This is a genomic window from Parageobacillus sp. KH3-4 (assembly GCF_022846435.1).
GTDB lineage: Bacteria > Bacillota > Bacilli > Bacillales > Anoxybacillaceae > Parageobacillus > Parageobacillus thermoglucosidasius_A.
In genome coordinates this window covers 3,129,816-3,149,343 of the sequence record NZ_AP025627.1, presented here as the reverse complement: position 1 = coordinate 3,149,343, position 19,528 = coordinate 3,129,816, and the positions used below count along the sequence as shown (strand labels likewise).

At 43.3% G+C, this 19,528-nt stretch carries 21 protein-coding genes and 2 riboswitches; of the genes, 13 read left to right on the top strand and 8 right to left on the bottom strand.

The annotated features are described in order from the left end of the window. The first annotated feature begins 300 nt into the window (after positions 1–300). The 6 genes from MWM02_RS15845 (at position 301) to MWM02_RS15825 (ending at position 3,792) form a co-directional block, all read left to right on the top strand. Positions 301–1,125: an AraC family transcriptional regulator gene (locus MWM02_RS15845; RefSeq protein WP_244402418.1), complete on the top strand. Its 825-nt coding sequence runs from the start codon at positions 301–303 to the stop codon at positions 1,123–1,125. Between the two features lie 61 nt (positions 1,126–1,186). Next, positions 1,187–1,549, top strand: coding sequence for a VOC family protein (locus tag MWM02_RS15840; protein ID WP_064552696.1), 363 nt, complete (start codon positions 1,187–1,189; stop codon positions 1,547–1,549). A 227-nt stretch (positions 1,550–1,776) separates the two neighbouring features. Then, entirely contained in the window at positions 1,777–2,217 is a 441-nt protein-coding gene (locus MWM02_RS15835; RefSeq protein ID WP_244402417.1) for an Rrf2 family transcriptional regulator, read from the top strand. A 75-nt stretch (positions 2,218–2,292) separates the two neighbouring features. After that, entirely contained in the window at positions 2,293–2,418 is a 126-nt protein-coding gene (locus MWM02_RS19410; protein ID WP_256462188.1) for a hypothetical protein, read from the top strand. Positions 2,419–2,568: 150 nt separating this feature from the next. Then, positions 2,569–2,865, top strand: coding sequence for an NAD(P)-dependent oxidoreductase (locus tag MWM02_RS15830; RefSeq protein WP_232509613.1), 297 nt, complete (start codon positions 2,569–2,571; stop codon positions 2,863–2,865). 66 nt (positions 2,866–2,931) lie between these two features. After that, complete coding sequence (locus tag MWM02_RS15825) at positions 2,932–3,792, top strand: VOC family protein (protein WP_244402416.1); 861 nt, start codon at positions 2,932–2,934, stop codon at positions 3,790–3,792. A 60-nt stretch (positions 3,793–3,852) separates the two neighbouring features. Here MWM02_RS15825 and MWM02_RS15820 read toward each other — a convergent pair whose 3' ends face one another. Then, a complete protein-coding gene (locus MWM02_RS15820; RefSeq protein WP_232509612.1) occupies positions 3,853–4,389 on the bottom strand; it encodes a DUF6141 family protein in 537 nt (178 codons plus the stop codon). A 62-nt stretch (positions 4,390–4,451) separates the two neighbouring features. Continuing rightward, positions 4,452–4,554, top strand: a riboswitch (guanidine-I (ykkC/yxkD leader). 58 nt (positions 4,555–4,612) lie between these two features. Between MWM02_RS15820 and MWM02_RS15815 the strand changes: the two genes are divergently transcribed. Beyond that, a complete protein-coding gene (locus MWM02_RS15815) occupies positions 4,613–4,933 on the top strand; it encodes a DMT family transporter (protein WP_081260462.1) in 321 nt (106 codons plus the stop codon). Between the two features lie 27 nt (positions 4,934–4,960). Here the strand turns inward: MWM02_RS15815 and MWM02_RS15810 are convergent, their stop codons facing one another. The 4 genes from MWM02_RS15810 to MWM02_RS15795 form a co-directional block, all read right to left on the bottom strand. After that, a complete protein-coding gene (locus MWM02_RS15810; RefSeq protein WP_244402415.1) occupies positions 4,961–6,508 on the bottom strand; it encodes a DUF4179 domain-containing protein in 1,548 nt (515 codons plus the stop codon). Continuing rightward, positions 6,505–7,065 carry an RNA polymerase sigma factor gene (locus MWM02_RS15805; RefSeq protein WP_244402414.1) on the bottom strand — a complete coding sequence of 187 codons (561 nt, stop codon included), beginning with the start codon at positions 7,063–7,065 and terminating at the stop codon, positions 6,505–6,507. The genes MWM02_RS15810 and MWM02_RS15805 overlap by 4 nt, the downstream gene beginning before the upstream one ends. 115 nt (positions 7,066–7,180) lie before the next feature. Then, on the bottom strand, positions 7,181–7,489 hold the full coding sequence (locus MWM02_RS15800; RefSeq protein WP_064552621.1) for an antibiotic biosynthesis monooxygenase family protein: 309 nt from the start codon (positions 7,487–7,489) through the stop codon (positions 7,181–7,183). Between the two features lie 12 nt (positions 7,490–7,501). Continuing rightward, a complete protein-coding gene (locus MWM02_RS15795; RefSeq protein ID WP_244402413.1) occupies positions 7,502–8,392 on the bottom strand; it encodes a DMT family transporter in 891 nt (296 codons plus the stop codon). A gap of 398 nt (positions 8,393–8,790) precedes the next feature. On the opposite strand from MWM02_RS15795, the gene MWM02_RS15790 reads away from it, so the two are divergent. Together MWM02_RS15790 and MWM02_RS15785 are read left to right on the top strand one after the other, a co-directional pair. Further along, a complete protein-coding gene (locus tag MWM02_RS15790; RefSeq protein ID WP_244402412.1) occupies positions 8,791–9,063 on the top strand; it encodes a YkvA family protein in 273 nt (90 codons plus the stop codon). Positions 9,064–9,078: 15 nt separating this feature from the next. Beyond that, positions 9,079–9,753 carry a TerC family protein gene (locus MWM02_RS15785; RefSeq protein WP_064552618.1) on the top strand — a complete coding sequence of 225 codons (675 nt, stop codon included), beginning with the start codon at positions 9,079–9,081 and terminating at the stop codon, positions 9,751–9,753. Positions 9,754–9,767: 14 nt separating this feature from the next. Here MWM02_RS15785 and MWM02_RS15780 read toward each other — a convergent pair whose 3' ends face one another. The 3 genes from MWM02_RS15780 to MWM02_RS15770 all read right to left on the bottom strand — a co-directional run bounded on the left by MWM02_RS15780 (position 9,768) and on the right by MWM02_RS15770 (position 14,027). After that, complete coding sequence (locus tag MWM02_RS15780; protein ID WP_064552617.1) at positions 9,768–10,808, bottom strand: ribonucleotide-diphosphate reductase subunit beta; 1,041 nt, start codon at positions 10,806–10,808, stop codon at positions 9,768–9,770. A gap of 17 nt (positions 10,809–10,825) precedes the next feature. Next, on the bottom strand, positions 10,826–13,111 hold the full coding sequence (locus MWM02_RS15775; protein WP_244402411.1) for a ribonucleoside-diphosphate reductase subunit alpha: 2,286 nt from the start codon (positions 13,109–13,111) through the stop codon (positions 10,826–10,828). A 124-nt stretch (positions 13,112–13,235) separates the two neighbouring features. Then, positions 13,236–13,433, bottom strand: a riboswitch (cobalamin riboswitch). Positions 13,434–13,856: 423 nt separating this feature from the next. Then, positions 13,857–14,027, bottom strand: a complete 171-nt coding sequence (locus tag MWM02_RS15770; RefSeq protein ID WP_244402410.1) for a hypothetical protein — start codon at positions 14,025–14,027, stop codon at positions 13,857–13,859. Positions 14,028–14,381: 354 nt separating this feature from the next. Here MWM02_RS15770 and MWM02_RS15765 point away from each other — a divergent pair, with 354 nt between their 5' ends. From MWM02_RS15765 to MWM02_RS15750, 4 genes are all read left to right on the top strand, one after another. After that, complete coding sequence (locus tag MWM02_RS15765) at positions 14,382–16,460, top strand: carbon starvation CstA family protein (RefSeq protein WP_244402409.1); 2,079 nt, start codon at positions 14,382–14,384, stop codon at positions 16,458–16,460. Further along, entirely contained in the window at positions 16,453–16,656 is a 204-nt protein-coding gene (locus MWM02_RS15760; RefSeq protein ID WP_064552614.1) for a YbdD/YjiX family protein, read from the top strand. Before MWM02_RS15765 ends, MWM02_RS15760 begins: the two co-directional genes overlap by 8 nt. A 91-nt stretch (positions 16,657–16,747) precedes the next feature. Beyond that, positions 16,748–17,674, top strand: coding sequence for a ketopantoate reductase family protein (locus tag MWM02_RS15755; protein WP_064552613.1), 927 nt, complete (start codon positions 16,748–16,750; stop codon positions 17,672–17,674). A gap of 135 nt (positions 17,675–17,809) precedes the next feature. Further along, the gene (locus MWM02_RS15750) at positions 17,810–19,474 is read left to right on the top strand and encodes a glycoside hydrolase family 13 protein (protein ID WP_244402408.1); all 1,665 of its coding nucleotides are present in this window, start codon (positions 17,810–17,812) and stop codon (positions 19,472–19,474) included. The last annotated feature ends 54 nt before the right edge of the window (positions 19,475–19,528 follow it).

The following is a 19,528-nucleotide window of genomic DNA, read 5'->3' as shown; positions in this document are numbered from 1 at the left end:
TTTGTCAATGATGTTCACATTTATTTCATAGTTAATACCGAAGATTACAAACGTATGTTTATGGAAGGTGAGGATGGAGATGGTCAAAAAGTCTGTTTCAGGGAGGGGAGTAATAAGTTTGAGGATTACGATCACGGACATTTCCAAGAAAAACGGAACGTCCTTTCCTCTTGCGGAATGCAGCTTAATATGCTTTTTTATTGCCTGCTTGACAGGATTATGGGCATTGCTTGTTTTCCATCGACTTTTTTCTCAAAATGGAATTAGATGTTGGCTTTAAATAGTCATGAAAAAGGAATGATGAAAATTATGATATACCGGGAATTTAAACCGCCAAGCGCGTTGTCTCCATTTATAAAATGTTTTTGGTGCTTAGAGCGTGATTATAAACAATTTGGCCCTAGTGAGGCACTATGGGCAAAGGGGGATGTTGAATTACTTTTTCATTTTGGCGACCGATATGTAAATTCCAACAATGAAACTCTTTCTTACAGTTTTCTTATTGGCCCATTAACGAAGTATACAAATTTAATCTCTTTTGGAAAAGTTAAGCTGGTTGGCGCGAGGTTTCATCCCGGGGGATTTGCGCCATTTTTCCGTATTTCGATGAACAGTTTGCGAAATCAAATCGTTCCTTTATCAGATTTAATTGGCGGGGATGCTGAGATTTTGGAAGAACGTTTGTTTGAAGCGGGTTTAGAGAAGTCCATTTCCATATTGCAACATTTCCTATTAGAAAAGCTCTGCACTGTTTCTTATCATCCTATCGCTGAATTAGCAAAGTGGATCGTGAAAGAAAACGGAATGATTCCATTGCCAAATCTCGAACAGTTAACAGGGTTATCGCTTAGGCAGCTGGAACGCAAATTTAATGAGTTTATCGGATTTTCTCCAAAGAAAATGGCAACCATTTACCGTTTTAATGCCGCAAGAGAACACTTGCGCAAACATCCGGAGATGGATGTACTCGATTTGGCATTTCATTATGGTTATTACGATTACTCGCATTTTTCGAAAGACTTTCGAAAGTATCTGGGAATAACACCGACTGAGTTCAAAAATAGCATCCTTGCTATGGAGAGAAATCATATGAAAAGGGATGTCGTTTTTTTACAAGATGAGTAAGCCAAAATATGATACATTACAAATGGACAAGCTAAAACTGTTGATTGAGGGAGGCATTTTGATGATTAAACGAATTGCGACTGTTGCTATTTATGTAGAAGATCAGCAAAAAGCGAAAGAGTTTTGGACTGAAAAAGTAGGGTTTGAAGTGGTCGCTGAACATCCAATGGGGCCGAATGCTTTCTGGCTAGAAGTGGCTCCAAAAGGGGCGCAAACGGCGTTGGTCATCTATCCAAAATCAATGATGAAAGATTGGAAAGAAAGAAAGGCGTCTATTGTGTTTGAATGCGATGATGTTTTCGGAACGTACGAAATGATGAAAGCTAGAGGTGTGGAATTTTTAGGAGAACCGCAAAAAATGCAATGGGGTACATTTGTACAATTTAAGGACATCGATGGGAATGAATTCATTCTAAAAGGCTAGAGAATAGTTTTAAATTTAAAATAGATTCTTTGCTATACTGCCATCATGGCAGTATTTTTATTATCGCCGCAGGGAATTCTTATTCCTATGTTAGAGCGGTTATGTATTTAGGCATGAACCAAAAAACTCGAAATCCATATCATGCAAAGCATTTGCAAAGGAGGCACATTTATCATGTTGACTTTATGTTTTGTTGTAACTATAATGGTTACAAGAGGAGGAAGTTTATGAAAATTAGCAGTCGTTTTGCTGTTGCCATTCACATTTTGGCTCTATTGGCATTAGAAAAAAACGCGCATTGCACTTCAGAATGGATCGCTGGAAGCGTCAATACGAATCCGGTCGTTGTCCGGCGCGTAATTGGCCAGCTAAAAAAAGCAGGATTTGTTCAAGTCCGCCCGGGGACAGGAGGATCGTTTCTTACGAAAGATACGCAAGAGATTACCCTGCTTGACATTTATCGGGCGGTCGAAGTAGTAGAAGAGGGAGAGTTGTTTCAAATTCATGAACATCCAAACCCGCAATGTCCGGTAGGGGCAAATATTCAAGCTGTTCTTGAAGTCATCCTCCATCGGGCGCAAGCGGCAATGGAAAACGTTTTGCGAGAAATACGCCTGCATGATATTGTGACGACATTAGCGCAAAAAATCGCAGCAAATCGTCTGTAATTTTTTTTTAAACTAGTTGTAACTATAATTGTTACAACAATGTTTCCTCCTCATATAATATGAAAGGGGTTATTTTTGAAGAAAATTGCTTTGTTTGGTGCCACTGGCATCGGTCAGCGCATTTTAGCGGAAGCTTCATCAAGAGGACATGAAGTAACAGCGATTGTCCGTGATCCGTCGCATTTAAATAACAAAACATGACCTGTTGAATGTCATGATCGGCGATATTTTTGAGGAAAATAAATTGTTCAAGTCGTTCGCGGTCATTAGTGTGTTCGATCCGAAAGCGGGAGAGGAGAAGACGTTAATAGAGGCGACCCGTTCGTTCATCTATGGGGGAAACAATCGGAAGTGGATCGTCTTATTGCGGTCGGCGAAGCTGGCAGCTTGGAAGCTGCACCGGGAGTTCCGCTTGTGGATACCCCCGATTTTCCTGATTTTACTAAACCGATTGCGCTTCCCCACCGTGAAGCATTAGAAATTTATTTTCAAGAAACAGAATTAAATTGGGCAAAGCAAGCCCAGCGGCGACGATTGCACCGGGAGAGCGGACGGGAACGTATCGGACGGATACAGACCGGCTTGTGGTCATGGAAATGGCGAAGGACGGATTTCGGCGGAAAACTTTGCTGTAGCCATCCTTGCTGAAAGCGAAAATCCGCGTTTTAGTCGGAAGCGCTTTGCCGTTGGCTATTAAAAATGGAGGTTATAACGATGAAAGATACTATTCATCCTAAAACAACGATCGGGCATGTTCAGCTCATCGTATCCAATTTGGAACGATCGCTTCGTTTCTACACAGAAATCATTGGATTCCGCATATTGAGGAAAAATCAATACGAAGCGATATTAACAGCGGATGGGGCTACCCCGTTGGTGGTTCTTGAGGAAAAAGCGGATGCGGTGCCGAAGCCGCCACGGACGACGGGGCTTTATCATTTCGCGATTTTAGTTCCGGATAGAAAAAGCCTTGCACAGTCGCTGTTTCATCTATTGCAAACCGGTTATCCGTTGCAAGGAGCGTCTGATCATTTGTTCAGTGAAGCGGTCTATTTGGCTGACCCGGATGGAAACGGAATCGAAATATATGCTGACCGGCCGCGCGAAAAGTGGGAGAAAACAGAAAATGGGGAGTATAAAAGAGTAACTGAGCCGTTAAATGTGAGAGACTTGCTCGCCCAGTCAGGAACGGAAGTGTGGTCGGGTCTTCCGCCGAAGACGCGCATCGGCCACATTCATCTTCACGTGGCAGATATCGAGAAAGCATATGATTTCTACGTAAGAGCATTAGGTTTTGAACCAACGATCCGTATGGGAACGCACGCGTTGTTCGTTTCCGCAGGCGGCTATCATCATCATATCGGCCTCAATACATGGGCCGGAGTCGGGGCGCCGCCACCGCCGACGAATGCCGTGGGGTTACGTTTATTTTCTATTTTACTTCCAGGCGAAACAGAACGGCAGAAGATTGCGGAACGGCTGCAACATATCGGTGCATCGGTGCGACGAAACGAAAATAGCGTATTGACGAGCGATCCGTTTGGCAACGAAATCGAGCTGATCATTCAACAATAGCTTTATGTGCTTTTTCTACGAAAACAGATTGGATGAAATATAAAAGAGAGTGTTCGCCTGTTAGCGGTGCAAACACTCTCTTTGTATATATTTCGCAAGCTTTTCCGGTTTTTGCGAGCCAAGGTACAAACCGTCCCCGTCCGTCAGCTCGATCCATATTCCTCTCTTTCCTTTCATTGTGTAAGCACGGCCTTTTTTCAAGCTCCAGCGAATTCCCCAGCCGCCGTAGGGCATAGGATGATAAGGTCGGACTTGAACGTTTTTGATTTGTTGATACGGAATAAAGCGGGAGCGAAATGGGAAAAAACGAATGACAATTCCTTCTTTTTCTGTTTTTGTGACTAGTTTCAGCGACAAAAAGAAGAGCGGAAAACAAATGCCAAACAGCAGAAAAAAGATCCACATTTCTATATCGCTTGCCGGCTTCGTGCCAAATGGGATCCCAAGCATGATTTGCTGGATAAATCCGCACCACGTAACAGCGGCGATGATAAGGGCAAGCGTATTCGCATACCAAGATGGACGCTGCACTTCATGCACGACTATTGCTCCTCCTTTCTTGTCACTTCCTTCATTATTCATATTCTTCAAAAGCATAAAAAACTCCTTTTATTTGCCGGAAGCAATCGTAAATGTTACAATAATAGCAAATAACTGGATAAGAAGTTTTCTAGGGTTCCGTGGCTGCTTGACAGCCAGTCTGCGACCGAGAGAAAACGCGCGGCGTTTCCGCGTACACGGAGGGACAAAAGCCCGGGAGGATATCGATTCGATATTGCTTCGCGGCTTTTTTATTTTGGGCACAAAAGGAGTGAGGAACATGGCTTGGGTATACTTAGTCATTGCCGGCATTTTCGAAGTCGTGTGGGCGGTTGCGCTGAAATATACGATGGGATTTACACGGCTTGTGCCGTCCATTATTACGGTTTTCGGTGCGCTTGCCAGCTTTTATTTTTTATCGGTAGCGACAAAAATGTTGCCAATCGGAACTGCCTATGCGGTATGGACGGGAATCGGAGCGATGGGAGCGGTCATCATCGGCATGCTCTTTTTAGACGAGCCAGTCAATGCGCCGAGAATGCTCTTTTTATTATTTATTCTTGTTGGGATCATCGGGTTGAAGTTCACTTCGGGGCAGTAAAAAAGCAGGGAAGCACCCTGCTTTTTATTATTCATTTCTAACAGGAAGTGAAACATGCCAATTCTCGCTTGGATCAAATACGATTACCGATTTTAAAGTAATTGTCAGCTGTTTCGGGATTTTGTCCATTCCTTCTATTTCAGCATCGCTTTTTATTTTATACATCATTTTCTTTTCGTCGTAGCTGATGATCGCTGTCCGCCGAAAATCTTCCGTGTTGATCGCGTAAACGTGCTGTGTCTCATCGCTTAGTTGGAAATCCATGGCTAAATAAGCGTTTGTTTCTACCTCTAATATCCCAACTGGTTCGTTCTCTTTATTTGCTCCTAATCGTAACTGATGAATCGTAAGCGTATTTCCTTTATAACGGAGAAAAACAGGCTGTTTTTTCAATTCGTCCACAGAAAACGTCAGCGATTGATTTGGAAATTCCGTTCTTTCGACCCCGCGAAATACAAATGTATATGTTCCGTTTGGTGAAAATGGGAGGAACGAATAGCGCCAGCGGATGATATCGGAACGCTGGGAAGAAGGGGCTTTTTCCTCCACAAATACTGGCCGTTTTGATTTTTTAATATCGCCTCTTGGAAGAGATGTCGCGATGATATTTCCGTTGCCATCTACAATATCGAATAGCGGCTGATAAAACATTTGGCTACCAAGCCAGTATTCTGGGTGGCTTTTTAGCCGTTCTTTTCCTTCCTCCGTCCATGACGTTTCTATATCAATGCTTGTTAATGTAGGTGAATGGACGAGATTTTTTACGGTGACTTGCAATCCGTCTTTTGTTACATACGTTTTGTCGACCGGGATGGTTTTTGTAGCCGCCATGCTTTTATTCATATTAACTGGAATTTTAAGTTTCCATTGTCCTTCGACTGCACCGATCTGATGGATATCGATATAAATGAAAAGCCGTTTTGCCTCGCGGGCTTTATCTTTTAATGCGAACATAAGATCAGCGTAATGGCCGTGTGGGAATACTTGATCAATAGATTGCGAAACCATTCTTCCCGTTTTTGTTTGATATGTTGTATATGTGGATACGATTTCCCCTTTCTCATTTGTAATGTAAAATGCGTCTAGGCCCTTCACGAAATACATTGTTCGTTCCGGTCCCCATTGATTTTTTTCAAAAAGAATCGTTGGGTCGATCGATTTCCCGTTTTTGTCTTCAAGGCTATACGTAAAAATAAGGCGATTCGTATCCGCCATGACTTCTTTGATTCTAAACGTAATACCGTGATCAGTGACAGCGGCTTCCGTTTTTTGCGAGAATCCTTCTTTTGCGGCGGTTTGTAAGCCTTCGTCAAGTTCAGGACGGATGAAAAAGGATTTAATATAGGCGGCGAATGTCGGAGAAATATAAGCCCCCGTTGAAATTCCAATGAAGATGGAAGCGGCAGCAGCCGCCAGCCATTTTCGCCATTTCGGTTTACGTATGAGTTTCGGATTTTGTTGCTTTTCCATTTGGAAAGGAAGTTCTTTGGCAAAAGCAAAAATACTTTCCGGAACGGGAATATGATTGATCGAGCTTTCTATCTTTTGTTTTACTAAATCATCGTGGGAATTCATCGAAGTTCCTCCTTCCGTTCTTTTTGAAAATATTGGTAAAGGAAGTTCCGCGCTTGAAACAGCCGCGATTTCACCGTGCCTTCTTTGATTTGGAGAAGTTCAGCAATCTCGCTAATTTTCATGTTTTGATAGTAATAAAGCACAAGAATAACGCGGTACTTGATGTCGAGCTTAAGAATATGCGCCAAAAGTTCCTGCTCCTCTTCTTTATTGATCACTTCGTCAATGGGCAAGTGGTGAGAATTCGATAAAAACGGAAGCACATCGCTGATTTCGGCGTATTGCCTTTCTTTTCCGATTTTGCGTGCCAAATCAATGGCGCGATGCGTGACAAGGCGATAAAACCATGACGCGAAATGGCGGATTTCTTTATTTGCGTTGATGGCACGATACACTTCGAGTAAACTATTTTGCACCACGTCTTCGGCATCATAGTGCGAGCGCAGAATCGTAAAAGCGAGCCGGTATGCTTTCGCTAAATGCGGGGAAACAAGCAGGTAAAAAGCGTCTTTGTTTCCTTGCTTGCATTGAAGCAAAAGATGTTGTTCATCATGCATACGATCATCCTTTCTTTTGAGTTTATCTGTATATAAGGCGAAAGCCGAGGAAAAAAGGTTCAATTTTTGGTTGCACATTTAAAAAAAGACTGCTGACGAAGTGCAGCAGTCTGGGTTATTTTTCAAAATCATATTCTCGTTCTACTTTGCACACCCGGACTGAATAGCGCTGATACCATTGCTGTTTTCCTTTTTCTTGCGCGATTTGATGTGCCGCGTGCGCCTTCCATTGTTGAATCGCTTCAAGAGAGTCCCAGTATGAAACGGTGATACCAATGCCGTTTTTGTCGCGAACGCTTTCGGCGCCAAGAAAACCGGGCTGTTGGGAGGCCAATTCAACCATTTGTTTCGCCATCGCTTCATATCCGTGGTCCCCATCGGTTCGCTGCGAGGTAAAAATCACCGCATAATATGGCTTTTCCATCGTGCCTCCTCCTTATCCTTTCATATATTCTTGTCTCTTTATGGTAATTTTAGCGTCTGACAAGAGGAAAATACTTATTAAAATAATCGCTAAGCCGCCGATCATCCCAGTCGAGATTTTTTCATGTAGGAAAATCATTCCCCAGATGACGCCGAAAACAGGTACAAGAAAGGTAACGCTTAATGTTTTGGTTGGTCCAACGTTTGCTAGCAAATAAAAATAAAACAAGTAAGCAATCGCCGTGCAAAAAACAGCGAGTCCCAATATCGAATACATGACGAGCAGCGATACTTGTTTCTTTGGAATATCGAAGGCTACCCATGGAATGAGCACGGCAGCGGCGCCTAATTGCTGCCCAATCGACAATGATAAGGAAGAAACCCCCGCAAATGCTTTTTTGGCATACACACCGCCGCATCCGTATGAGAACGCGGCCAAAATGGACAGCAACGCGGAAAAAACGGTTTGTATCGACAGCGGAACAGGGCTCCAGCCGACTAGCGCAAACACGCCGACAATGCCGAGGCCGATGCCGATCCATTTTTTTGCATAAAGCGGTTCATGAAGAAGCCATCGCGAAGCTAACGCGGTAAACAACGGGGTGGTTGAGTTTAAAATGGCCGCTACAGAAGCAGGCAAATGCAACGTAGCAGCGGCGATGAGCGTAAACGGGATCGCCGCATTCAGCGCCCCGACGATGAGATATTGCTTCCAGTAAGCTTTCAGCTCTACGCTTTTTTTGAACATCCATACATACAATAACAGCACGATGCCAGCGATAAGCACACGCAGCTCGATCGTAAGCACAGGACCGATGGCAGGGGAGGCGATGCGCATAAATAAAAAAGAGGCTCCCCATAAAGCCGCGAGCAGAAAAAGAGCAGCAATTTCTTTTTTGTTCATATTCGTCTCTCCCAAGTGAATTTTTTCTGCATTATATCATATTTTTTCTATATGATTGGCGATGGACGAGCATTGCCAAGTGGTTATTTTATAAAAAAGCAATTTTTTGTTGACAACGTATATAAAAGTTAAATATCATAAAAGTGTAAAAGTAAATATGTGGTTTCTGTGTTAAAGGGGAGTAGCTTTAACAACAAAGTCGTCAGTTCAGGGTCACCCCCTCGGCTTTGTTGGCAACGGAAACGTTGTTAGCGAGACCTTTACCAATATTGGTAAAGGTCTGTTGTTATTGAAAGACCTTTACCAAATCGGTAAAGGTCTTTTTATTTTCGCAAAGAAAGGGAGGGATTGGAGAAAATAAAAAGGAGATTCGAAAATTAGGATTAGGGGAGATAATAATGAGGAAAGTATGGAAACGACTTCGTTTCATCGTTAAAATTCGCCGATTTATCCCATTTTTAATAGAATTTTTTCGTTCTCAAGAAGTGTCTATGTTGAAAAAAACGTCTGCTATTTTACTTTTATCGATTTATACCGTATTTCCATTTGACATCATTCCCGATTGGCTTGGATTGTTTGGCGTCATTGATGATGTGGCCGTGCTATTGTTTATTCTTCAACAAATAGTAAAAATGGCTCCTTCCCATTTAAAAAATAAATACGGCATTTAAAAGGAGGAATAGTAAATGGAGTTTTTGTCTGCACTTTTATCGATTGTCATTATCGATCTTGTATTAGCTGGCGATAATGCCATCGTCATTGGTTTGGCGGCGCGAAATTTGCCAAAGAACCAGCAAAAAAAGGCGGTTATTTGGGGGACAGTAGGTGCGGTGGTGATCCGCGCGCTTGCGACATTGTTTGTCGTATGGCTATTAAAAGTACCAGGGCTGCTGCTCGTTGGGGGTATATTGCTTGTTTGGATCGCCTATAAGCTTCTTGTTGAGGAAAAAGGTCACGATGTCGAAGCGGGAGGAAGCTTATGGGAAGCAATTCGCACCATTATTATCGCCGACGCGCTCATGGGGTTAGATAACGTGCTGGCGGTGGCAGGAGCCGCGCATGGCAGTTTCTTGCTAGTTATATTAGGATTGTTAATTTCCGTACCTATTATGGTATGGGGAAGTACGTTAATTTTGAAGTGGATCGAGCGTTTTCCAATTATTATTACAATCGGAGCGGGAGTGCTTGCATGGACGGCTTCGAAAATGATTGTCGATGAGCCATTTTTAGATCAATATTTCGCCAATCCATTTGTAAAATACGGATTTGAAATTCTTGTCATTGTTGGGGTGATTGCCGCTGGCACATTGAAAAAAAAGAAGGGTGAAAACAAATTAGAAACAAAAGCCGCCAATGGATGATTGGCGGCTTTTGATTATAACTCATCAAATCCGTTATCGATGTTCACTTTTGTATATTGCCTTGATTTTTGTTCAAAGAAATCTGATTTGCCAAGGTCGACTTCTTCATACGCTTTAATCCAGCGCAGTGGGTTTGTCCGGTAGCCGTCAAACGGACGGTCAAAACCGAGTTGATGGGCGCGGACGTTAGCGTAAAACTTAATGTAGGCGCTCAAATCATGCATATCAATGCCATCGATATCGTTGCCAATAATGTAATTAGCCCATTCGATTTCCAGCTCCGCTGCTTTGATGAACGTTGCTCGCACAAATTCAGCAAGTTCTGGTGTATTGTATTCCGGATATTCGCTTAACACTTCTTTAAAAATTTTTGCAAATAAGTCGACATGGATATGTTCGTCCCGATTAATGTAATTGATCATCGTGCTTGTTGCGACCATTTTTTGATTGCGCGCCAAATTATAAAAGAAGGCGAAGCCTGAGTAGAAGAACAAACCTTCTAAAATAACGTCATACACAATCGATTTTAGCAAGTTTTCGACATTTGGATTTTCAGCAAATTCTTTATAGCCGTTGGTGACGAAGTCATTGCGCTTCCGCAAAATCGGTTCGTTTCGCCAAAACTCAAACACTTCGTCCTGCTTGCTTTTTGGAACGAGGCTGGAAAGAACGTAAGAATATGAATGGTTATGAATAACTTCTTGCTGCGCGAGCATAATCATAAGCGCGTTAATGCTTGAATCAGTGATATAATCGGCGACTCTGCCGGCGTAGTCCGTTTGAATGCTGTCAAGCAACGCTAAAAGTCCAATGATTTTCAAAAACGCGTCCTGTTCGCGTTCTGTTAAAAGCGGAAATTGTTTAACGTCTTGGGACATATTGATTTCAAACGGTGTCCAAAAGTTTGCCAGCATTCGTTTATATTTGGCGTACGCCCAAGGATAGGCGATATCATCCCAATTCAGGACGTTTGAGCTTTTGCCGTTGATGATTCTTGTAGAACGGTTTGGCGCTTCTGGGTCCATAATGACCCGTTTCATTAATGGATGTGCCATATTTCTTCCTCCTGTCATTAGCTTGCGCATGATTCACATTCATCGATGGTGCTGGAAGTAGAGCGGACGTAATACGTTGTTTTGAATCCTGACTTCCAGGCGGTGAGATGAAGATCCAACAGCTCTTTTGCTTTGATCGTATTCATGACATAGAAATTAAATGAAATCGCTTGGTCGATATGGCGCTGACGCACTGCGTTTTGTTTTATGCTCCAATGCTGGTCGATATGGTACGCCGATTTATAATACCACGTTGTTTCGGCGTTTAGGTCAGGCACGGTAACTGGAATTTTGTAATCTTTCTTTTCTTCTGCGTACACTTTTAAAAAGATCGGGTCGATGCTGGCAGTGCTGCCGGCGATAATTGAAGTCGAAGCATTTGGCGCAATTGCCATCACATAGCCGTTGCGCATGCCATATTTGGCAACTTGTTTTTTCAGCGTGTCCCAGTCGACGTTGTCGTTGCGGCGGTATCCGCGTTTATCAAAATAAGCGCCCGTCTGCCAGTCGGAACCCGGAAAAGCCGGATAGCTTCCTTTTTCCTTTGCGAGCTCCATGCTAGATTGGATGGCCAAGTAAGCAATTTTTTCATACAGTTTGTCCGCGTATTCAACTGCTTCATCCGATTCCCAGCGAATGCCTTTTAACGCAAGTAAATGATGCCAGCCAAACGTGCCAAGCCCTACGGCGCGGTATTTTTGATTGGTAAGCTGCGCTTGTAATACCGGGATCTTATTTAAATCAATCACGTTATCGAGCATGCGCATTTGAATCGGGATAAGCCGTTCGAGTACATCGTCGGTAACAGCGCGGGCAAGATTGATGGAAGACAAATTGCAAACGACAAAATCGCCAGGGATTTTTTCAATGATGATCTTTCCGTCTTTCGTATATTGTTTTTCAACGATGGTCGGGCTTTGGTTTTGCGCGATTTCTGTACAAAGATTGCTGCAATAAATCATGCCGAGATGGGCGTTCGGATTTTTTCGGTTCGCTTCATCGCGGTAAAACATAAATGGTGTGCCCGATTCTAATTGGCTGCGCATAATGCTTTTCATTATTTCAATCGCTGGCACTTTTTCTTTCGAAAGGCGCTCTTCTTGAACGCATTGCCAATATTTTTCGCGAAAGCTTCCTCTTCCTTTTTCCTCATCATAAAAATCTTCCAAACTAAATCCCATCACTTTGCGAACTTCATGCGGGTCAAACAAGTACCAGTCGCCTCGTTTTTCAACTTGCTCCATGAATAAATCAGGAATGCAGACGCCAGTGAATAAATCGTGCGTCCTCATCCGCTCATCGCCGTTGTTTAATTTCGCATCCAAAAAAGCAAAAATGTCTTTGTGCCAAACGTCTAAATAGACGGAAATCGCTCCTTTTCGCTGCCCTAATTGGTCAACGCTGACAGCGGTGTTATTGAGTTGCTTCATCCATGGAATAACGCCGGACGACACACCTTTAAAGCCTTTAATGTCGCTGCCGCGGCTTCTGATTTTGCCGAGATAGACGCCGATTCCGCCGCCGGATTTGGAAAGGTTGGCGATGTCGGTGTTGCTGTCGTAAATCCCTTGCAAGCTGTCATCGACAGTGTCGATAAAGCAGCTTGACAGTTGTCCATAACTTTTTCCGGCATTTGCTAATGTCGGCGTGGCGACGGTCATGTACAAGTTGCTTAGCGCCCAATACGCTTCTTGAATGAACGCAAAACGGCGATGTTTCGGCTCTTTCGCCATTAACGCCATTGCGATGATAAGGAAACGCTCCTGCGGCAGTTCGTACAAGTTGCGGTCGTAATCGCGGGCCAGGTAGCGGTCCGCGAGCGTGCGAAGGCCGATATATGTAAACAGCTTGTCTTTGTCTGGATCAATAAGTTTTCCAAGCTCGTTGATTTCTTCTTTTGAGTAATCATCAAGAAGAGAGCGATCGTACACGCCTTTAGAAACAAGCGTTGTTATTAACTCGTACAGGCTGCCGTAGCGTTGTTTTGCGTCATATCCACGTTGTTTGGCCGCTTCTTTGTATAGTTTTTGCAAATAGATGCGGGCACAGACAAACGTCCATTCTGGTTCTGCCTCACTAATATAGGAAAGACCTTCAAGTATTAAGTAATTCGTGATTTGTTCCGCAGAAAGCGTATCTTTGCTTTCGATAATGCGGATGATGCGCTCCATATAGTCGCCGGCCTGTAGATGCGGATAGTCTTTTGTTATATTGCGGATAAATGAAATAAGACGTTCGCGAGAAAACGGTTTAGTTTGCCCGTTTTCTAGCGTAATAATGGTGGTTTTTGTATTCAATGCCATTGTTTTTTCCTCCTTGTTTCCATAAAAAAATCCACTCGGACCGAGTGGATGAAACGACAGCATAAAAAGGGGAAAAGAAGCCCTTTTAAACCATCGTTTCATCTTCTCGATCCCCGGAGAACATGAAACGCAAACAAGCAAGGCAGGTCTCCTGACTCGTGTTTCATCCTACTCTGGATCCTTCCCATATGTGCGCCCGAATGAGCTTTCACATACAGTGGATGTTCCATTTCGTCCACACATACAGTTGCGGGGGCAGTTCTGGATTCTCACCAGATTCCCTATTAAGTCCGGATGGACACCATTGCTTGCGGTTTTTATACTATATTTAGTTGTGTTTTTTAGAAACAAACACAATATATAGTATTTTGTTGTTGCTGGTACAATCATATAATAAAACGTCGGTAAATTCAACTGTTTTTTATTCGGGCACAAAAAGAAATGCTTTTCGAACAAGAAATTCTCATTTGCAAGAACCGCGAAATTTTAGTAACAACAATTGAAACAACAATCCGTGCGTATCCCAGGAATGACAAAAAGCATTGGGAACTAAATAGGTCCAAAACGATTCTGAAAATTTCAATATGCGCGGAATACATAAGACTGATCGTGACGAAATAAGCGGAAAACACAAAAGGGAGAAAGGAGTAGGGGCTGTCCCACTTCTGCCTCTGTTGCTGCATTCCACATGCGTAAAAGTACAAACATAGATAGAACATTAACTGTTTGGAAATCAACGGCATCATCACTTTTTGTTGTTTCCTAAAGGGCTTAAGCGAATCGCTTCATTGAATCGCGATTGTACGTTAATGAGCAATTCCGACAAATAAGCAGGTGATTTTGAAATATTTTTTATTGAGAAGTTGGCCAATCCAGGTAATGCAATGCTCCGCAACCACTGTTCTGCTGTCTTCACGTTCCCTAACTCTTTTCTAAAATAATTTGCTTGATTGTTTCGTTGGAAAACCTACCTCCCTTAATGGTTAACTTTAGTAACATTTTTTGCGAACTGTGCGATTCTGTTTTTCATTCGGCTATCACCTATTTTATTACCGGATTACGCAGGTCGGAGTGGGGAACTTGCCTCTTTCCCTGTTTAAAAAGAACAAAAAGAAGCCAATGTACAATTCGTTTAAAGGTGGAAGATTGATAGCTAATTATCAGCCAATATTATCATATTCAGTAAAAAAATAATTCTTTAAATTTTTCAGAATAGTTAATATAATTATTAATGTAGTGAACTTGAACGAACAACAAAGGAGGAGAAGGTGTGAAAGGATTAAAATCGGTCTTGCTTTGGGGGCTTATTTCTGCACTCGGGGCAGTAGGATTTGCAGTTCTCGCATTAAGCCGTGGCGAGACGGTGAATGCGATTTGGTTAATTGTCGCTGCTGTATGTACGTATGCCGTAGCGTATCGTTTTTATAGCAAATTTATCGCTCGCAAAGTGTTTGGACTTGACGACAACCGCAAAACGCCTGCGGAAGTGTTTAATGACGGAAAAGATTATGTCCCGACAAACAAATGGGTATTATTCGGACATCATTTTGCGGCAATCGCCGGCGCCGGGCCGCTTGTCGGACCGATTTTAGCGGCGCAAATGGGATATTTGCCGGGAACGCTTTGGATTATTATCGGCGTTGTTTTAGGCGGAGCAGTCCAGGATTTTATTATTTTATTCGCATCGATGCGGCGCAACGGCAAATCGCTTGGCGAGATGGTGAAGGAAGAAATTGGCCCAGTTACAGGGTTTGTTGCATCTCTTGGCATTTTAGGAATCATGATTATTTTATTAGCTGTTTTAGCGTTGGTTGTTGTGAAAGCGCTTGTAGGAAGCCCATGGGGAATGTTTACGATTGCCGCAACGATTCCAATTGCGATTTTGATGGGAATTTACATGCGCTTTATTCGTCCCGGGCGCGTTGCGGAAGCATCTTTGATCGGGTTTGTGCTCCTGATTGTTTCTTTGGTAGCTGGCCAGCATGTCGCTGAACACCCGACGTTGGCGAAAATATTTACATTAAAAGGCGAGACAATTGCAATTTTGATGATTATTTACGGGTTTGTCGCATCGGCATTACCGGTATGGCTACTGCTCGCGCCGCGCGACTATTTGAGCACGTTTTTAAAAATCGGAACGATTGTTGGGCTAGCGCTAGGAATTTTAGTGGTTGCACCTGATTTGCAAATGCCAGCGTTGACGAAATTTGTCGATGGCACTGGCCCGGTGTTTGCCGGGGACTTATTCCCGTTTCTGTTTATTACGATTGCCTGCGGTGCGGTGTCTGGATTCCATGCGCTCGTTTCATCTGGCACAACTCCGAAAATGATTGAAACAGAAAGCCACGCTCGTCCAATCGGGTATGGGGCAATGCTGATGGAATCGTTCGTAGCGATTATGGCGCTTGTCGCTGCGTGTGTGTTAACTCCTGGAGCCTATTTTGCGATTAACAGCCCGGCTGCGGTGATTGGGCAAGATGTGGTGCAAGCGGCAAAAGTCGTGTCTTCGTGGGGATTCACTGTTACGCCTGACATGCTTACAGCACTTGCTAAAGATGTCGGTGAGCAAACGATTTTATCGCGGACTGGCGGAGCGCCGACGCTAGCGATTGGAATGGCTGTCATTCTTTCCAATGTAATTGGTGGAAAAACATTAATGGCGTTCTGGTACCATTTTGCGATTTTGTTTGAAGCCCTCTTTATTTTAACGACAATTGACGCGGGCACGCGCGTTGGACGCTTTATGATTCAAGATATTCTCGGCCATTTCTATAAGCCGCTTGGAAAAACGGATTCGTTAGTTTCCAATATTATTGCGACGACATTATGTGTATTGGCTTGGGGCTATTTCTTATATCAAGGGGTAGTCGATCCTCTTGGCGGTATTAATACGTTGTGGCCGCTTTTCGGCATTGCCAACCAAATGCTCGCAGGAATTGCGCTGTTATTCGGCACGACGGTGCTGTTCAAAATGGGCAAAAAAGCCTATGTGTGGGTGACGTTGATTCCAACGACATGGCTTTTAGTCGTAACAATGACAGCCGGGTGCCAAAAGCTGTTCCACAGCGATCCAAAAATTGGCTTTCTATCTCATGCCGATATGTTTAAAAATGAATTAAATCAAGGGAAAATATTGGCACCTGCAACCAATGAAGCGCAAATGCGACAAATTATTATGAACGACTATATTGATGCAACATTATGTGCCATTTTTATGCTTGTCGTGATCGCGATGCTGATTTCATGCGTCAATATGTGGGTGAAAGTATTGCAAAATAAACATGTGCCGTTAAAAGAATCGCCTTACATTCCAAGAAATGGAGGAAATGAGGTTAAACATTATGCGTAAGTGGGTTCAAACGATTTTGGCTTATCGTAAGCAATTTCTTGATTTGCTTGTCGGTGTTCCAAACTACGAGAAATATGTAGAACATATGAAAACGCATCATCCAGGAGAGCCGATCAAATCAAGAAAGGAGTTTTTCTGCGAAATGCAGGAAGCGCGTTATAACGGTAAAGGCGGGAAAGTGTCGCGATGTTGCTAATGGTTGAAGGAGGGGGAAATATTTTTCCCCTTTTTCCTTTTTATGATATGACATATGACAATTAAATTGTTTTATAAGGGGGAATACATCGATGCGCATACTTGTTGTTGGTGCGGGAGCGGTCGGCGGTTATTTCGGCGGACGCTTATTGGAAAAAGGGCTGGATGTGACATTTCTCGTTCGCGAGCGAAGAAAAAAGCAGTTGCAAGAACGGGGACTTGTGATTCATAGCGTTCACGGAGATGCGGCGTTAAAGCCAAAACTGCTTGTGACGGGAGAAAGAGCGGAGCCGTTTGATGTCATTATTTTTTCAAATAAAGCGTATCATTTGCCGGAAGCAATTCGCGACGCGAAACCGTATGTTGGAACAAAAACGATCATTTTACCGCTGTTAAACGGCATGGCCCATATGGACATGCTTTGGCATGAGTTTGGAAAGGAAAACGTATTAGGAGGGCTTTGTTTTATTGAAACGACGCTGGACGAGCATGGAGAAATCGTACAGACGAGTGCTTCCCATGACGTTCGATTTGGGGAGTGGTCCGGGGAGCGGACGGAGCGCATTGCGGCGTTGGAACAATTGTTTTCCGGCTGCAACGCCCGTTTTCACTCAAGTGGGAGAATTGTCACCGATATGTGGAATAAATATTTATTTATCGCGACAATGTCAGGAGTGACAACGTTGTTTCGCGCGCCGATTGGTCCAATTCGTTCGGGAAAGTACGGACAGGAAATTATTTTCGAATTGTTAAAAGAAATCGCAACAGTAATGCGGGCGCATGGCGCGCCGATTGCTGATGATGTCGAGGAACAACAGCTCGCGCAATTAAACAAAATAGAAGCGGCGATGAAATCGTCGATGCAACGTGATATGGAAAAAAGGCAGCTTATTGAAGCGGACCATTTGCAAGGCTATTTGCTTTCGTTAGCGGAACAATACGACATCGCAACGCCGCTGTTAAAAACAGTGTATCATAATCTCAAAATTTATGAGGCGAACCGTTCCAAAGCAGAGTAAGAAATGGAACAGAGCAGCCTTCAAAATGGGCGAAAAGAAGGCTGCTTTCTTTTTGTGCAAAAAAGATTGTATATTGCCATGATGTAGTGTACAGTTAGTAGTGAAAACGTATGCACAAAAGAGGAGGATACAGCCTTGAAGAAAACTTGGTGGAAAGAGGGAGTCGCGTATCAAATTTATCCGAGAAGCTTCATGGATTCAAATGGAGACGGAATTGGCGATCTTCGCGGAATTATCGAGAAACTTGATTATTTAAAAGATCTGGGAATCGATATTATATGGATTTGCCCGATCTACAAGTCGCCGAATGCCGATAACGGATATGATATTAGCGACTATCACGCGATTATGAAAGAGCTTGGAACGATGGAAGACTTTGAATTGCTGTTGGAAGAAGTTCATCGGCGCGGCATGAAATTGATTTTAGATTTGGTCATTAATCATACGAGCGATGAACATCCATGGTTTATTGAATCGCGTTCATCGCGGAATAACCCGAAACGGAATTGGTACATTTGGCGCGATGGAAAAAATGGTAAAGAGCCAAACAATTGGGAAAGCATTTTTGGCGGATCGGCGTGGGAGTATGATCCGAAAACCGATCAATATTATTTGCATATATTTGACGTGAAGCAGCCGGATTTAAATTGGGAAAACGAAGAAGTGCGTCAGGAGCTGTATAAAATGATTAATTGGTGGCTGGATAAAGGAATTGACGGCTTCCGTGTCGATGCGATTTCTCATATCAAGAAAAAACCGGGATTGCCGGATTTGCCGAATCCGAAAGGGCTTGACTATGTTCCTTCATTTGATGGCCATATGAACCAAGAGGGGATTATGGATTATTTACGAGAGCTTAAAATGCAAACGTTTGCGCACTATGATATTATGACGGTTGGCGAAGCAAACGGTGTTACGATCGAAGACGCGGAAGAATGGGTCGGCGAAGAAAACGGAATCTTCAATATGATTTTCCAGTTTGAACATTTAGGGCTATGGCAAAAAGGAACAAACGGCGGAGTGGATGTGCGCCGATTAAAGCGCACGTTGACAAAATGGCAAAAAGGGTTGGAAAACCGCGGCTGGAACGCGTTGTTTTTAGAAAACCATGATCAGCCTCGTTCTGTTTCAACATGGGGAAATGATAAGGAATACCTTACTGAAAGTGCGAAGGCGCTCGGCGTGATGTACTTTTTCATGCAAGGGACTCCTTTCATTTATCAAGGACAAGAAATCGGCATGACGAACGTCCGCTTTCCGAGCATCAACGATTACAAAGATGTTGCGGTTAAAAAGATGTACCAGATGGAACGGGAAAAAGGGCGCTCCCATGAAGAAATAATGGAAGTAATTTGGAAGGCAGGACGCGACAATTCGCGAACTCCGATGCAATGGTCCGATGCGCCAAACGCTGGATTTACGACAGGAACGCCATGGATGAAAGTGAACGAAAACTATCAGACCATCAACGTCGAGGCGCAATTGCGCGACCCGAATTCCGTTCTTCAGTTTTACAAAAAAATGATTCGGCTTCGCAAAGAAAACGAAGTGTTTATTTACGGAACATACAATTTGCTTTTAGAAAAGCATCCGACGATTTACGCGTATACAAGAACGCTCGGAGACGAAAAAGCGGTTATTATTGTCAATTTAAGCGCCAAACCGGCTATGTACCGTTATGATGGCATTCGTTTAAATTCAGAAAACTTAGTGCTGCAAAACTATGACGTAAAACCTCACAAAAACGCGACGCGCTTGAAGCTAAAGCCTTATGAAGCGCGTGTGTATCTATGGAATTAGGCAAAAGCCGCCATTTATTCGGCGGCTTTATTTGCTTTAATGGGAATGGGCTGA

Bases quoted from the DNA above. Each gene is read 5' to 3' on its own strand.
- MWM02_RS15755 (WP_064552613.1), top strand. From the start codon at position 16,748: ATGCGCATACTTGTTGTTGGTGCGGGAGCGGTCGGCGGTTATTTCGGC.
- MWM02_RS15805 (WP_244402414.1), bottom strand. From the start codon at position 7,065: ATGCATGATGAACAACATCTTTTGCTTCAATGCAAGCAAGGAAACAAA.
- MWM02_RS15790 (WP_244402412.1), top strand. From the start codon at position 8,791: ATGAGGAAAGTATGGAAACGACTTCGTTTCATCGTTAAAATTCGCCGA.
- MWM02_RS15760 (WP_064552614.1), top strand. From the start codon at position 16,453: ATGCGTAAGTGGGTTCAAACGATTTTGGCTTATCGTAAGCAATTTCTT.
- MWM02_RS15820 (WP_232509612.1), bottom strand. From the start codon at position 4,389: ATGCTTTTGAAGAATATGAATAATGAAGGAAGTGACAAGAAAGGAGGA.
- MWM02_RS15825 (WP_244402416.1), top strand. From the start codon at position 2,932: ATGAAAGATACTATTCATCCTAAAACAACGATCGGGCATGTTCAGCTC.
- MWM02_RS15785 (WP_064552618.1), top strand. From the start codon at position 9,079: ATGGAGTTTTTGTCTGCACTTTTATCGATTGTCATTATCGATCTTGTA.
- MWM02_RS15775 (WP_244402411.1), bottom strand. From the start codon at position 13,111: ATGGCATTGAATACAAAAACCACCATTATTACGCTAGAAAACGGGCAA.
- MWM02_RS15840 (WP_064552696.1), top strand. From the start codon at position 1,187: ATGATTAAACGAATTGCGACTGTTGCTATTTATGTAGAAGATCAGCAA.
- MWM02_RS15835 (WP_244402417.1), top strand. From the start codon at position 1,777: ATGAAAATTAGCAGTCGTTTTGCTGTTGCCATTCACATTTTGGCTCTA.
- MWM02_RS15810 (WP_244402415.1), bottom strand. From the start codon at position 6,508: ATGAATTCCCACGATGATTTAGTAAAACAAAAGATAGAAAGCTCGATC.
- MWM02_RS15800 (WP_064552621.1), bottom strand. From the start codon at position 7,489: ATGGAAAAGCCATATTATGCGGTGATTTTTACCTCGCAGCGAACCGAT.
- MWM02_RS15780 (WP_064552617.1), bottom strand. From the start codon at position 10,808: ATGGCACATCCATTAATGAAACGGGTCATTATGGACCCAGAAGCGCCA.
- MWM02_RS15815 (WP_081260462.1), top strand. From the start codon at position 4,613: ATGGCTTGGGTATACTTAGTCATTGCCGGCATTTTCGAAGTCGTGTGG.
- MWM02_RS15845 (WP_244402418.1), top strand. From the start codon at position 301: ATGAAAATTATGATATACCGGGAATTTAAACCGCCAAGCGCGTTGTCT.
- MWM02_RS15795 (WP_244402413.1), bottom strand. From the start codon at position 8,392: ATGAACAAAAAAGAAATTGCTGCTCTTTTTCTGCTCGCGGCTTTATGG.